Here is a 14,987-nt window from a genome sequence, read left to right on the forward strand (position 1 = left end):
GTGCCCGTCCCTGGATATGGGGCCGTCCAGCTCCGCCAATCCGACAACTACGACGCCGCTACGTATACCTGCTTTGAGGAACGTAGCACTAGCCATACCGCGGACGGTATATGGGTGCCCGCCGCATCCCGACCGCACTGATGGCATTGACGGGCCCGCGGCGCTCGTGATCAAGGCCGACCATCCTGGCGAAGCTCACCGTGCGCTGACGGCGTGCAGACCTGCCGCAGCTGCGACGTCCGCAGTCATGCCTCAGCGCCCGTGCGGCTCCCAGGCGGCGGTCGGTTGCGTCCAGGGAAGCGGTGTACGGGTCCTGCCCGGGTGGTCGTTTGGTGCGGCCGGAGTCTCCGTCTACTGTCTTGCCACGACGGACGACCGGAAGCTAACCCAGTTCGAGTCAAGCGATGCCGATCTGCGTCACCTTGCCCGGGAAGACCGGCCGGGCGTGGGCAGCGATCAGATCGCGGTACCAGGCATACGAAGCCTTCGGCGTCCGCCGCTGCGTCTCGAAGTCGACGTGGACGAGACCGAACCTCTGACTGAACAGCCCCTCGGCCCATCGAACAGGGTGTCATTGTAGTCGCGACCCTCTGCAGCCCCACTACCGCCGCGCAACCCGTGCTTGCAGTGTCCCCGAAGCAGAGGCTCCCCCGGCCGCCTGCGATGGAACTGACCCCTTGCCCCCGGCCGCCCGGCGAGAGCCATCACCGCACGTCAGGCAGTAGACAGCCTGCGCTGTTCGTTCCACGAGAAGTGACTCAGAAGCAGTGATGAGCAATGCCGGGTCCCCACCGGTCTGCCGCGCCGAAATTGGAGCGGAGCGGCAACCAAGGAGTGGGAGATCAGCCGCGTCACAGCGCAGCTGTGACGGTGCCGTACCGGGATGATGCGGAGCAACCAAGCTTGTCGGTCTGCTGGGCGGCGGTGCAGGTCGCACTGCGATGGTGCTGCGCCGGGACGGTGCGGAGGAGTATCCAGCCCTCGGTGCCTTCGTCGGCAGTGGTGATGCTGCGATGGTGCCGCACTGCCGCACCCGAAGGGAGCGGAACGACAACCATGTCGGTCACCTGGAGCTTGCGCGTCTCCAGGCTGCGATAGTGCCGCACCGGGACGGTACGAAGCCACGTTGCCAGCGGCGGTCTCCTCGCGGTCAACGCCTGACTGCGACGGTGCGGTGCGACGGAGGCCGAGGGGGTCCAGCGCGGGGCGACGTGTGGGCTGCGATGGTGCCGCACCGGGAGAGTATGGACCGACCGCGTTCGGCCACCGGACTCTGATCGCGGGCGACGTGCTGCGATGGAGCCACACCGGAGGTGCGGAGGCACCGTGCGCTCGGATCACAACCCGCGCACGGGCACGATGCTGCATTGAAGCCGCACAGAAGCGGTGCGGAGCCACGTGACACACCCGGCGTGGTCGACGTTGCCGCTTGCAGCTTCGATGGTGCCGCACCGAGGCGATGCGGAGCAACGCGGAGCAGCAGGCCGGACTGCAGAGGTGGTTCTGGACTCTGCGATGGTGCCGCACCGTGATGGTGCGGAGCGACGTGGAGACGTCGAAGATCTGGGCGACCGTGGAGCGGCTGCGATGGTGCCGCGCCAGTATGGCGCGGAGGGGCGTGTGCTGGCGTCCGAGCCGGTCAGGGCGTTCTGGGCGCTGTGATAGTGCCGCACCAAGAGGGTGCGGAGCGACGGCCTGCGACGCCGCACTCCTCGTTGAAGTACCGGCTGCGATGGTGCCGCACCGGGATAGTGCGGAGCGACGACACCCGCAACGGGGTGTTACGCCCGATCAGCCCGCTGCGATGGTGCCGCACCAAGAGGGTGCGGAGCGACGCGGGCAGCCCGTCCTATGGTCCGACGTGCAGCCGGTGCTGCGATGGTGCCGCACCGGGACGGTACGGAGCGACTTCCGCCGGGCTGGCATCAAGCTCGGTACGCCGAGTTGCTGCGATGGTGCCGCACCGCGAGGGGTGCGAAGTGACAGCCGGATACCTCCGCAACGACCGACATCGCCTGCTCGCTGTGATGATGCTGCACCAGGATGGCGCGGAGCGACTGAGCAGGGTCGCGTGGGTCGTAGGTCTGCAAGTCGCTGCGATGATGCCGCACCGATGAAGTGCGGTGGCAGCGGATGGTTCCGCCGGCGTGCGGGTACGCCAGAGTGGCTTCGATGGTGCCGCACCGGGAGGGTGCGGAGCGACGGCAGAGGCGACGCTCGAAAACCTCAGCGTGCTCATGCTGCGATGGTGCCGCACCCAGATGGTGCGGGGCGACCAGATCGGGTCTCCCGGGGTGTCCGAGAGCAGGCCGCTGCGATGGTGCTGCACCGGGATGGTGCGGTGCAACGGGGTGGTCGCTGGGGCGAGACGGCCCTTGCGGATGCTGCGATGGTGCCGCACCGAAGTAGTGCGGAGGCGCGACGAGGACGGCGGCATCCACTTCGCGTTCCAGGCGCTGCGATGAAGCCGCACCGACGGCATACAGAGGCGCTGCCGTGAGTAGGCCGTCATGCGGGGCGGTCGGCTGGCTGTGATGGTGCCGCACCGGGATGGTGCGGAGCAACATGGTCGACTTCTGATCGTCTGCCGCGCTGGCTGCGCGCTGCGAAGGTGCCGCACCAGGGTGGTGCGGAGGAACATCCTCGTGCTGGCGTGCGGCCTACGGCGTGTCGCTGCGATGGTGCCGTACCAGAAGCGGCGCGGGGGAGGCACTTGCCGTTGAGCCACTCGCCGGTTGGGTCGCACCGGGACTATGCAGAGCGACATGGCCTTGCCCGGTGCCATGGGCAAGGACCTGTGGCTGGGATGGTGTCGCACCGGGATGGTGCGGAGCGACCAGCGGGCCGTGCGGGTGGTGCAGGCGGTCGATCCCGGTGCGATGGTGTCGCACCGAGGTGGTGCGGAGCGATTGCGAGCTCGGGCTCGACGAGTTCCAAGACCTGCACCCGCTGCGATGGTGCCGCACCGGGAGGGTGTGGAGCGACCTGACACGGATTCGGGGCGACGGTCGGCCATGAAACGCGCTGCGATGGTGCCGCACCGGAAGGTGCGGAGCAACCCGGGCGAGACCCTCACCGTCACCCCATACCACATGGTCCTGCGATGGTGCCGCACCGCGGGGTGCAGAGGAGACCATGGCGCAACGCGAGAGCCGAAGCGAGCGTCAAGGACTGCAATGGTGGCGTACCGGAAGGGTACGGAGGGGACACTCTCGGCGGCAGCCGGCTGCTGGCCGCGACGCTGCGGTGGCGCCGCACCGGCACTGTACGGAGGGCCCCTCGGCCAGGCCATCCACTTCACGCCCGACGCCAAGCTGTGATGGTGCCGCATCGGGAGAGCTCGGGGTGACGGAGGCGGGGTGCGACGGGCACTCTCAGGTGCCGGAGCTGCTATGGTGCCGCACCGGCAAGGCGCGGAGGGACGAGCGGCTGGACCGGATCGAGCACGAGCTGCACCCGCCGCTACGGTGCCGCACCGAGGGGTGCGGAGGGACGGTCGAAATCCGGCGACCACTGCTGGCGGGTGACCCAGCTGCGATGGTGTCGCGCCGGCAGAGTACGGAGGGACACCAAGAAGGGCGAGCTCGCGGTCGAGGTCGAGGAGCTGCGATGCGGTCACACCGCGACGGTGCGGAGCGATTACATCGGCGCCCTGGCCGACATAGTCGGCGGCACATTGCGATGGTGCCGCACCAAGGTGGTGTGGAGGCGCTCTTGTTCTTGCCGCCAGGGGTTCCCAGCTTCAGGCTGCGATGGTGCCGCACTGGAATGGCGCGGAGCAACCAGGCCTGCGGCGACATTATCGACATCTACTACGCAATGCTGCGATGCTGCCGCACCGGGATGTACGAAGCGAACTGAGCTGGACCACTGGTGCCCTGATCAACCTGACGCTGCGCTTGTGCCACACCGAGACAGTGTGGAGTGACCAAGCATATGTCCGGTGGGGGTTAGGTGCGCTCGTCGCTGCGAAGGAGCCGCACCGGTGAGGTACGGAGCGACCAGCTCGTGCTGGACGCCTGGAGCTGGCTGAACCACCTGCGATGGTGCCGCACTGGAAAGACAAAGAGAGTCTGCTGGGCGACCTCGGGTCGGCCAAGTCCGTCCTGTGTACCGACTCCACACGGGTGACCCGCTGCAATGGTGCCGCACCGGCAAGGTGAGGAGGGATGTGCCGGCGTCCGAGCCCATGAACGCCTGGTCCGCGCGGCCATGGTGCCGCACCGAGAGGGTGCGGAGGGACTCCCGTCGGCGCCGCTGTAGCCGTGTTCGGCGACAACCTGTGATGGTGCCGCATCAGACAGGTGGACGGGCAGCGCGGCAGTCGGCTCAACCTCCGGCGGGTTGCTTCGATTCCCGTACCAGGAGGATGCAGAGGGATGCCGTCTGCATTCGCAGACTGGCCCAGGTCCAACTCGCTACGACGGTGCCGCACTGATGAGGTGCGGAGGCGCGCTCAGGAATACCGAGGGCGCGGGCCACAACTTCGAGCTGCAGTAGGGCCGCGAGCGGGTTAGGGGCCGTGCACAGAGCCCTCGACGTAGCTGCGATGGAGCTGGACCGGGATGGTGCAGAGCGAGCGGCCGGCGCGCGGGGCAAACGTGAGCCTGGATTCTGGTGGCCATGGAGCTGCAGCCGTGAGGCGCGGAGGAGCCTAGGAAGTTGTTGGCTACGCTGAACGGTACGAAGAGGCGGCGCGGGCGTCGGTTTCGCCGATGATGCGGTGGTCGCTGCGACCGTGCCATACCGGCAAGGTGCGGGCCGGACATCCAGCCCTCGGTGCCTTCGTTGGCCGTGGTAATGCTGCGATAGTCGTACCAAGAAGACATGGAGGAACCTTGCCCTTGCCCATGGCCGCCCAGGCAACGGGCAAGTCGCAACGGTCCCGCCACGGGAATGTGAGGAGAGACGCCGTGAGCCTGCTCGACCGCACTGATCCGCAGGTAACTGCGATTGTGCCGCGCCAGGAGAGCGCGGAGGGACGGCGGGTAGCGCTTCAGCTCTGTGCCAGCCCAGACTCTGCGATGGTGCCGCACCAGGATGGTGCGGAGCGACGACAGTTGAGCTGCCGGTTCGGTCGTTCAGCGGGCCAGTTGCTGTTTCAGCAGAGGCACTTTTAGGGGCAATTCGGGCCTACTGCTTCGGCGTGGTGGGGTGTCTTCATATGTGCTTGTGGTTCCGAAGCCGTGTCCGCCCTGGGTCTCGTTCTATGGGTTGGCGCTGTGGAGTTGTCAAGGATCGGGCTTTGGCGGGGTGGCCGCGGGGTGGGGTTCAGGGCCAGAGGTGGCGGCTGGCGGCTAGGGGTCCGTTGGATTGTTTAAGGCCGGTTCGGGGTGCGGTGTAGAGGGCGGTGACGCCGAGGTTGGTCAGCATTCTGGCATTGCGGTTCTTGCTGGGGTCGGTGGCGCGGACGGCGGGGTGTTCGAGCAGGACGGTCACGCAGGTGGTGGTGAGTGGTGGTGCCCAGGCTGGCCAGCGTAGGGCACCGCGGCTGTCAGTGGTGTCCCAGCTGGTGGCGGCTTGGGTGCGGCCGGTGGCACTGAGGCGGAAGGTGGCGAGGGCGTGGAGGGCGAGCCAGGTGGGGCCGGGGGCTCCGCGTTGGTAGGCCTTGCCTTCGGAGTTGGTGTGGGCGTCGCCGAGGGAGCGGTGGTCGAAGTTAGCGGAGGCGTAATCGGGGATGCGGCGCCAGCCGTCCAGGGCCGAGCGGATCTGCCGCGGGTCCTTGCGACAGCCGAGGACGGCTTTCTGCATCAGGCCGGTGATGGTCATCTGGCCGGCGGCGGCGATCAGCGGGGTGACGGGGGTGCGCCGCACCGTGGTGGGTCCCGGCTCCTCCGTGGGCTCCGGGTCGTTCTTGCCGGTCTTGGGTTTGGTGTCTTCGAAGCACATGACGTTGGCCAGGGAGGTGAACCAGCGGGCTTGGCGGTCGCCTGTCTCGCGTTCGGACTGGGCGAGTTCGCGCAGCGTCTGGTGCGCGGTGTCGACGCGCATGCGCAGGGCTTCGTTGGGGGCGGTGGCGTCCTCGCGTGGTCGGGTCAGGAGTCCGGGAACGTGCGGGAAGGAGTCCCAGACTTCACCCTCCGTGCCGGCTGCGTCGGCGTCCTCGCCCTCCCCGTCCTCCGTCTCGGCGGCGTCCGCGGGCTCCCCGGTTCCGCGGGCCGTCTTGACGGGCTTGGGCGGGAGGTGGGTGGTGAGGAGCTCGGTGAGGGTGTCGAGCGTGAGGGGTTGGTCGGTCGTGAGGACGGCTGCGCCGGCCGGGCCTTTCCAGTGGAGTAGGGGCTCGGTGGGCAGGGTTGCTGTGGTGAGTTCGAGGATGCCGAGGGCGGCGAGGAAGCCGAGTGGGTCGTCGGAGCGGAGTGCGGGGAGTACGAGCTGGTGCATGGTCAGCTGCCTTCTTCGGAGCAGGCGATGTCAGCGAGGCGCAGGACCGTCTCAAGGAGGGCCAGGCCCCAGAAGCCGTAGCGCCGGTTGAGATCACGGAAGCGGCGAGGGCCGTCCCAGTCGGTGCCGATCACGGTGCTGGAGACGGTGACGGTGGTGTCGTCGGGCATGGTGCACTCGACGAGGACCGGCTCGGGGTCGGCGAACGCGAGCAGCATCGGGCGGGCGTAGCCGTGATGGGCAGCGACGAGGTGGGTGACGAGGTCGTGGTCGACGCCTCGGGCGGTGAGGGGGTTGGTGGCGAGCCAGGCCTGGACAGCGGCGGCACTGAGGGCTTCGTGCCGCAGGTCCTTGGACCAGTTGGCCAGCCGGGCGGCGCGTCGGCGGGCGGAGCGGTCGGCGGGGTCCATGCCGGACTTGGCGAGGGGCTCGGGCAGGGATTCGGCAAGCAGGCGGTCACCCGAGCAGAGCATGCACAGGAACCGAGGGTGGTGTTTTCCGCAGTCGTGGGCCCTGGCTGCCAGCACGACGGCGTCGACCAGGTCGTCGGGCAGTCCGACGGCCCGGGCGAAGTCGCGGGCGCGTTCGCCGACGGCCTGGTGGTGGTGCTTGAGGGTGACGGTGCGGGTGAGGCTGCTGCTGTCCGGGTCCTCGTCGTCGACGGCGATCCGGTAGCGGTCGGCGTCGGTGAGCCGGGGCGGGACGAGGGTGATCCGGCCCGACCCGCCGTGGTCGAGCAGTACCACCCCGGCCGCCGCACGTCCGGTGCGCCAGGCGGGGACTGCCAGCAGGGTCTCCAGGCGCCGGCGCAGCAGGGGGGTGTGTCGGGTGGGGCTGTCGTGTGGGGTGTCGGTGGGCAGGGCGGTGAGCAGCCGGGTGATCGCGGCGCGGACCGCGTCGGTCGTGTTCAAGGCGTCCGGGTCGTCGGGGTCTGTGGTGAGGTCGGTGTGGGCTTGCTTGATGATCGGGGTGAAGTGCTCGGGGGTGGTGCCGGTGGTGCTGGCCAGGACGGCTGGGTCGAGGCGTAGTGGGGTGCGGGTGTTGTCGGTGGGGTGGTCGCCGAGGTCGGGGACGGGGGTGTCGGGGTTGGTGGTCCAGCCGTAGGCGTCGTGGCCGCCGGCGGTGGTGGGCAGGACGAGGGTGGCGCCGGGCTTCAGGTCTTGGACGAGGCGTGGGGTGGTCCAGGTGCCGTCGGTCTCGCGTTGGAGGACGGTGATGCGTAGGCGGGTGGGTGGGTTGCGGGGTTCGGGTGTGGTGTCGGCGTTGGTGCCTTCGAGGTCGCTGGTGTCGGGGGTCGCGCGGGGTTCGGTGAGGAAGCGGCGCACCGCAGCGAGGGGCAGGGAGAGGGTTTCGGCGGTGTGGACGGGGGTGGTGCGGATGTGTTCGGCGAGGGCCTCGGTGTCGGTGGCATGGGTGGACAGATCGGCGCGCCATAGGAGTTGGACTTCGGGCTCGCCGGTGTCGAGGCCGTGGAGGAAGGGGGCGGGGGATTCGTCGGGGACGGGGATGGGGCTGGTGCGGGCAAATGCCTCCAGGCGCACCTGGTGGAGCGGGGGGATGTGTTCGCCGGCGCGGGTCAGGGGCGCGGTGTCGGTGTCCTCCAGTAGGCGGGGCAGGATGGCGGGGTTGAGGACCAGGCCGTCGAGGAGGCGGGGGATCAGCTCGGCAGGGTCCTGGGTGTCGTACGGCGTGGTGTGCTGGGCGAGCCACTGCCAGGTGTTGGCGGCGGCCGGGCCGTAGACGGGGATGCGGTCGGGTTCCTCGGGGTTGTGGGTGCGTACGAGGATCGCGGGTACGGGGCCGAGTTCGCCTCGGCGGTCGAGGCGCCCGAGGCGCTGCAGGGCGGACGCCCAGTCGCCGCATTCGCTGACCATCGCCCCGAAGGTGCAGTCGATTCCCACTTCGAGGGTCTGGGTGCTGATCACGACGAGGGGACGTTCGCGGTCCGGGTCGATGCCGGTAAGGAGTTCGGCCAGCGGGCCGGTGACGAGCAGGTCGCGCTCCGCGGGCCGGCAGCGGCCGGTCAGCAGCAGCACGTCCACGTCGGTACGCCGGGCCAGCGCTTCGCAGGCGGCGCGGGCGTGGGTGATGGTGTTGGCGATCACCGCGACCGCGGGCAGCCTCAGGATGGGCAGGACGGCGTCCAGCCCGGTCTCGGCCGCCAGGGCGAACGCCTCGGCGGGCTTCTTCGACCAGCTGCCGGCGTCCAGCAGCGTCACGTGGCGCTCGGCCGCGATCCGGCGCCCGGCGATCGGATGGGCGCGGTCGTCTTCACCGATGCCCAGGCGGGGACGGCCGCTGTTGGCGCTGGTCGCCGACAGGCTCACCACCCGAAGCGCCCGTGCAGCCAGCTCCGTGCGCGCCGCGGTCTGCTGGTAGAGCGCGGTGTCGGCGGCGGTCGCGAGCAGGGCCTTCGACAGGTGGGCCTCGTCCAGCGCGAGCAGGGCGTCGTGCCCGGTCAAGGCGGCGTCGATCGGAGCGCGCTGGGGGGAGGTGTGGTAGCCACGGAACAGCAAGCGGCTGCCGTACTGGTCCACGGTCGAGGTCACCACCAGCGGCTGGGCCGGGCTGCGTACCCAGTTCGACTCCCAACGGGTGCCGCCGCGCATCCGCACCACCTCCAGCGGCGACTGGCCTGCGCCGAGGTCTCGCAGCACGGTGGCGATCTTCGCCCGCACCGAGCCGGGTGGTGCCTCGGCGAGCGCCGCGGCCAGTTCCGTGGAGTGCTGGTGGGCCTGGTCGACCACGAGGCGCCGGTCGACGCAGAAGAACAATCGCAGCGGCACCGTCCGGTGCTCGCGGCCCAGTCCGCGGGAGTGTTCCCAGGCCAGGAGAAAGAGCCAGATGTCGATGAACGTGGTCTTGCCCAGGGCGGTGGGGACGTCGAGGTCGGGCCAGTCGGCGCCGTCGGCCACGGCGTCCAGGTAGGCGCTCTGCCACGGGAACGGCGCCCAGCCCTCGCACCCGTCGCACACCGCGGTCGCGGCCCCGTCGGGGCAGTGGGTGTGGTGGTGGACCTCCCGGAAGAAGGCCGGGAACTCGGCCGCCTCGATCGCCGGCGGCCGCTCGGTGCCCGTCACTGGTCGTCCTCCTGAAAGCCGGGCTCCGGGCAGCACAGGCCCAGGCCGAAGTTCTTCTTGCTGCCCAGCACCACCGGCCCCGTCACCGGCACCGGGAAGGTCAGGCGCACGTGGCAGCTCGGCAGCGGTCGCTCTCCGTCCTTGCGGCGCACCGGGAACCCGTCCACGCCCCGGGACCCGGGGACGAGCGCGCCGCGCGGACTCACCTGCACCTGCGCGGGTTCGGGCAGCCCGGCCGCGGCGCAGCTGGCCGCGACCGAGTCCGCCCACGCGGCTTCCTCGTACTTCTTGGGGAAGCGGTCGAGGACCATCGGCAGCACCGTGGTCCACACGGTCGAGGGCCTCTGCCACGTCCAGGGCTGGACGGTCTGCGGCCACGAGTCCTGGTCGGCGGGACTGACCCGTACCAGGTCCAGCGGTTCCCCGTTCGCGAACCGGATCCAGCGCAGGCCCCCGTCGTGGCGAAGGAGGGCGGCGAGCAGTGCCTTGCGGTCCTGCCTGGGCATCTCGCGGGGCAGGGCGATGCCCAGGCCGCGCAGCATCCCGTCGGCGTGGTGGTGGCCGGTGAACGGGAGCGCGAGGTAGGCGACCGGGCGCGGGCCGTCCGGGCTGTTCTTGTGGCCGTGGACCGTGGTCATGGCCTCGACGTCGTGGCCCATCGCCTCCAACGTGCCCATCACCATGCTCCGCAGCCGGCCGGTCAGCTCCAGCGTCCACCGCGGGTCCAGCGCCACGCCCGGGGCGAACGAGAACGTCAGCAGGTCACCGAACGGCCCCTCCGCTCCCGGCGTTTCGGGCCGGTCATCGTGCTCGGGGTCGAGGTAGTGGTGGGTGAGCGACTGGCTCCAGGCCGGCCGCTGCTCCTCGAACGCCTCCTCCAGCCAGGCCAGATAGCCGCGGTAGGGGATCCGGATCGGCCGCGAGCCCTTCGGGTACTCCCCGTTGGCAGCCGGCCTCCAGCACTGCCGCCACCCGCCCTCGTCACCGGGCTCGTCGGGGCCGCACCAGGCATCCAGCAGCCCGGACCCGGTCGAGCGACCGAAGTACGGCACCCGAAAGGCCAGTTCCTTCAGCGTCGGGGATAGCTCCTCCCCCGGCTCCACAGCCCAGCTGAACACCATCCGTGCCCCGGACAGCGTCTTCTGCGCCCACGCTCGCGGCACGCCGCCGGCGGTGCGTCCCGGCAGCAGGCCATGGGTCACCTTTCCCGGGTCCACGGTGTTGGTCACCACCCACGCCGCACGCGGGTGCTCCGCCTCCAGCGGCCTGGCCGGCACCGTGACCACCGGCGGCTCCTGCGCCTCCAGCCAGGTCAGCGCCATCCGGTGCGCGGCGTCGTCGAGGTCGGCATGCGCGACCAGCGCGCAGAACAGGCGGGCCGGGTGGGGCGGCCACTCGGCCCGCTCGCCGTCCATCGCGGTCGCCTGGTAGAGCGGCTCCAGCAGCTCCACCGAGATGTGGAAAGGCATGACGCTCTACTCGCCTTCCGCCTCGCCGATGCCCTCCAGGCGGAAGGAGCGCTCGATCGCCTGCTGCACCTGCGCGTTCGGCCGCAGCCGCACCGGCTCCTTCGACCACACCAGGCCCGCCTCCTCGGCCCGCGAGCGCGCGAACTCGAACAGCTCCAGGGCCTGCCCCACGGTGTCCAGCTCCAGCGGCTCCGTCACCGCCACGCCCTCACGCCCGCGGCCGACCCACTCGATCCGCTCCGACACCAGCAGCAGGTCACAGCCCGACCGCAGCCGCACCGCCGGCGCCGCGAACGCCAGCCGGTCCCCCAGCAGCGCCAGCGCCGCCAGCAGGGCCCTGCCTGCCCGCACGTACTCCTTCGGCGCATCACCGAAGCGCAGCGCCCTCAGGCCCGCCATAGCCAGCGTCGCGTTCCGCTCGATCGCCCGGACCGTCACCCCGCCCATGCCCTCAACCGGCGGGATCATGCCGTGCCCGACCGCCGACGCCTTGAGCGTCTTCCCCTTGCCCTTCTTGCCCGTGCCCTCGACCGGCCTCCAGCCGTCGGCGGTCAGCTCCACGTTGTCGCCGGGGAAGTTCCACTTGTCGAAACGCCCCGCCGCCCTCCTCCCGGACAGCGGATCCAGGCCCACCATCTCCGAGGTGTAGGTACGCGGCACCTTCAGCTGCACACGGCGCTTGCGGTGCGAGTCCCAGATGCCGAACACCAGGTCCGACGGCGCCGACTCCAGGAAGGCCCGCACGTCCCCCGTCCCCGTGTCACGCAGCGCACGGCCCGTGTCCGTCTCGTCGAACTTCACACCGGCCTCGTCCAACGCGTCCCGGAAATAGGCGTCGCGGGAACGGTGCGGCGCATCCAGGTTCGTCATCCGAAGCGCCCGGCCTTCCGCGCTCACGTGCAGCGCCAGATGCGGGACCACCGCATCCCCCAGATCGACGGCCTCCAACAGGGCCGTCTCGCAGCGGTTCGCCTGCGACTGCCGCTGGTCCAGCAGCACCACCCTTGTGCGCTGCCCGCCGACCCACCGGTCCTCGAACAACTGGCCCGGGCCGTCGGTCTCCTTGAGTTTCACCGTCGGCGGCGCCACCGGCGCCCCCACGCCCGCCACCGGCTCGTACTGGGCCACGATCCGGATCGCACCGTCCGCCGACAGCCCGCTCGCCGCCTCAGCCAACCGCTCGTACAACGCTTCCATGAAAACCCTCCTTGGACAGAACCTCTCGGACAACTCGCATCGAAGCAGCTCCCACCGACAACCCCCACTCATTTGAGTGACAGATCGTCATAACTTCTTTGAGATAGATGAATTGGACTAAGATGCGCCGACCGGCGGCTGACGGCAGCCATGTCCGCAGGGCCTCACGTTGCCAACACCACGCCGATTCACAGCAGTTGACCTCCGAAACCACCTACCGCCCAAGGAGCAACGGCCAGAGTAGAGTGAGCGGGCGCCCTCGAAGCAGGATGCATCGCCCTGGTGGAAGCGACACTGCACACCCGCATAACGACTCCGCCAGGGCGAACCAGAAACACGCTTCGGGAACCGAGACCTGGTTGCCCTGGAGGCGCCCATCGGCAGTCTGGCGCCATGCGGACGCACAGCCAGATGCTCCAAATCGGTATCGCACCGCGGCCTTCACCAGTGGACAGTCGTGCCGTCAGTACTCGGAAGCCTCTGCCCGGACCTCCATCGTCGCGGCCACGGCTCCTGGTATCTCGCAATGCCGAGGCAAGCAGCCGTCGACGATCGCCGGTCCCGGCTGCGTCGGGGCGGCCATCGCACACAAGCCAATGCCGAACGCGCGCAAGCACGAGCAATCGTCAATACGGGTACACAGATCGGGCTGGAGGCGACCGCGAAGGTGGGACCGCGGCTGCGGCCCCACGAGCGACACCCCTGTCGCCACATGTGGCGGCGGACAGACTCGGTTGTCGTGCCGACATAAGCCCCGAGGTGGCGTCCAGGGAGGTGGTGTACGGGTCCCGCCCGGGTTGTCGTTTAGTGCGACCGGAGTCTCCGTCTACTGTGCTCCGACAGCCCGGTCAGGCGATGCCCACCCGCGTCGCCTCTCCCCAGGAGCGCCGCAAGGCCTACCTCGCATGCCGGGCCCGATGGGCCGCGATGAGCTGGCGATACCAGGCGAACGAGGCCTTCGGCGTTCGGCGCTGCGTGGTGAAGTCGACGTGCACGAGGCCGAATCTTTGAGTCAACCCCTCCGCCCACTCCAGGTTGTCCATCAGGGACCAGGTGTAGTAGCCGCGGACGTCGACGCCGTCCGCGACAGCGGCTGCGAGGGCGTCGAGGTGGCCGGCGAGGTAGTCGATGCGGGGCTGGTCGTCGAGGGTCGCGGTGGTGGAGCAGCCGTTCTCGGTGATGGTGACGGGCGGGAGGGCGGTGCCGTAGCGGGTGTGGAAGGTGGTGAGGAGTTCGCGGAGGCCGTCGGGGACGACGGGCCAGTCGAAGGCCGTGCGGGGGACGCCTTCGATGGGGGCCTCGGTGAAGGGGAGGCCGGGGTCGGTGGGGGCGGCGATGCGGGTGGGGTTGTAGTAGTTGACGCCGAGGCCGTCGAGCGGGGTGGCGGCAATGAGTTCGAGGTCTCCGGGACGGACAGCGCCGCCGAGGTCGGGGCCGACGCCGTATGCCGACAGGTCGGGGTAGCGGCCGAGGAGCAGCGGGTCCGTGAACAGGCGGTTGTGGAGGGCGTCGTAGGCCTGCGCGGCGGCGAGGTCGGCGTCCGAGGAGGAGGCGGACCACACCGGGGTGAGGTTGTTGGCGATCATCACCGCCAGGCCGCGCTCGGACAGTGCGGCGGCAGCCAGGCCGTGGCCGAGGAGTTGATGGTGGGCGGCAGGCAGGGCGTCGAGCATCAGGGTGCGGCCGGGGGCGTGGATGCCGAGGGCGTAGCCGTAGACCATGTGCACGAAGGGCTCGTTGAGGGTGATCCAGGCGGGGACGCGGTCGCCGAGCCGGTCCGCGACCACCGCCGCGTACTCGGCGAAGCGGTGCGCGGTGTCGCGGTTCAGCCAGCCGCCCCGGTCCTCCAGGCCCTGCGGGAGGTCCCAGTGGAAGAGGGTGGGCAGCGGGGTGATGCCGGCGGCGAGCAGGGCGTCCACCAGGCGGTCGTAGAAGGCAAGGCCGGCCGGGTTGACCGCGCCCGCGCCGGTGGGCTGCACGCGCGGCCAGGCGATCGAGAAGCGGTAGCCGTCCAGCCCGAGGCCCTGCATCAGCGCGATGTCCTCGGGGTACCGGTGGTAGTGATCGCAGGCCACCGCCCCGGTGTGCCCGTCCCGCACAGCGCCCGGGCGAGCAGCGAAGACGTCCCAGATCGAGGCCCCGCGACCGTCCTCCTCAGTGGCGCCCTCGATCTGGAAAGAGGCAGTGGAGACACCCCAGCGGAACCCCGCGGGCAGGTCGAAGCGGTCCGGCATGGCATGGCCCCTTGTCCCCGATGGCGATCGACGAAGAAAAACGTGAGGAGAACTCATATTAGTGGCTCCTCAACGAAACACCAGCCCTCACACGACGGCTCGTAGCGCAAGCAAGGCCGGGCTCACGAACAACGCACGCGCGACGCTGCCGGGCGGCTCGAATCGCCGTACAACCGGTGACTTCCTGGATATGGCAGAACACGCGGGCGCACACCGGGCTGGTCAATGCCCGCACGGCGCAATGCCGGCCCGACTGGCCACGGGCGGCAGTACCGGCCTGGCCACCTCTGCGCTCTACTGACTCAACAACGTCGACGCGATCAACTCAATGCGCGACCTGTTCCCTGAGTTCGGCCATTCATTGCAGGCATCGTATGGATCACACCGGCGGCATGGAGGCGGGCGGGGCGCAGGAACAGGCGGGAAAGACCGAATGGCACTGCCTCACTGAGCCGGTCGGAGGCACAGGCCCGCCGCGAGGAAGACTGTCGGGCCAGACAGCGCAGCCGCCCCTGCCTGGCCCGGGATCACCGGCACATAGGGTGCCGATTCCTGCAGGAATGCACCGAAGGCTTGCGGGTGGTGCACGGGGCGCGTTGCCGGGCAAATATGCCAATGGCTCCCGC

Annotated in this window: 6 protein-coding genes and 1 pseudogene; all 7 read right to left on the reverse strand. The window is 69.8% G+C overall.

From position 1 onward, the window contains the following. Positions 1 to 397: 397 nt before the first annotated feature. A pseudogene (locus tag ABT263_RS28075) lies at positions 398 to 559 on the reverse strand (family 1 glycosylhydrolase); the annotation flags it as partial. Between the two features lie 292 nt (positions 560 to 851). Further along, positions 852 to 1,106: a hypothetical protein gene (locus ABT263_RS28080; protein ID WP_352294471.1), complete on the reverse strand. Its 255-nt coding sequence runs from the start codon at positions 1,104 to 1,106 to the stop codon at positions 852 to 854. Positions 1,107 to 5,271: 4,165 nt separating this feature from the next. Beyond that, positions 5,272 to 6,381: a type I-G CRISPR-associated protein, Cas3-extension family gene (locus ABT263_RS28085; protein ID WP_352294473.1), complete on the reverse strand. Its 1,110-nt coding sequence runs from the start codon at positions 6,379 to 6,381 to the stop codon at positions 5,272 to 5,274. Positions 6,382 to 6,383: 2 nt separating this feature from the next. After that, positions 6,384 to 9,461: a type I-G CRISPR-associated helicase/endonuclease Cas3g gene (cas3g, locus tag ABT263_RS28090; protein ID WP_352294475.1), complete on the reverse strand. Its 3,078-nt coding sequence runs from the start codon at positions 9,459 to 9,461 to the stop codon at positions 6,384 to 6,386. After that, complete coding sequence (gene csb2 / locus ABT263_RS28095; RefSeq protein WP_352294477.1) at positions 9,458 to 10,930, reverse strand: type I-G CRISPR-associated protein Csb2; 1,473 nt, start codon at positions 10,928 to 10,930, stop codon at positions 9,458 to 9,460. Before csb2 ends, cas3g begins: the two co-directional genes overlap by 4 nt. Before the next feature lie 6 nt (positions 10,931 to 10,936). Continuing rightward, positions 10,937 to 12,127 (reverse strand): type I-G CRISPR-associated RAMP protein Csb1/Cas7g, encoded by a 1,191-nt coding sequence (gene cas7g, locus ABT263_RS28100; RefSeq protein WP_352294479.1) that lies wholly within the window; start codon positions 12,125 to 12,127, stop codon positions 10,937 to 10,939. Positions 12,128 to 13,023: 896 nt separating this feature from the next. Beyond that, a complete protein-coding gene (locus ABT263_RS28105; RefSeq protein WP_352294481.1) occupies positions 13,024 to 14,361 on the reverse strand; it encodes a GH1 family beta-glucosidase in 1,338 nt (445 codons plus the stop codon). Positions 14,362 to 14,987: the final 626 nt, after the last annotated feature.

This window comes from Kitasatospora sp. NPDC001603 (genome assembly GCF_040298365.1).
Lineage (GTDB): Bacteria > Actinomycetota > Actinomycetes > Streptomycetales > Streptomycetaceae > Kitasatospora.

Excerpts from the sequence above, each read along its gene's own strand:
- csb2 (WP_352294477.1), bottom strand. The coding sequence starts at position 10,930 with ATGCCTTTCCACATCTCGGTGGAGCTGCTGGAGCCGCTCTACCAGGCG.
- ABT263_RS28105 (WP_352294481.1), bottom strand. The coding sequence starts at position 14,361 with ATGCCGGACCGCTTCGACCTGCCCGCGGGGTTCCGCTGGGGTGTCTCC.
- cas7g (WP_352294479.1), bottom strand. The coding sequence starts at position 12,127 with ATGGAAGCGTTGTACGAGCGGTTGGCTGAGGCGGCGAGCGGGCTGTCG.
- ABT263_RS28085 (WP_352294473.1), bottom strand. The coding sequence starts at position 6,381 with ATGCACCAGCTCGTACTCCCCGCACTCCGCTCCGACGACCCACTCGGC.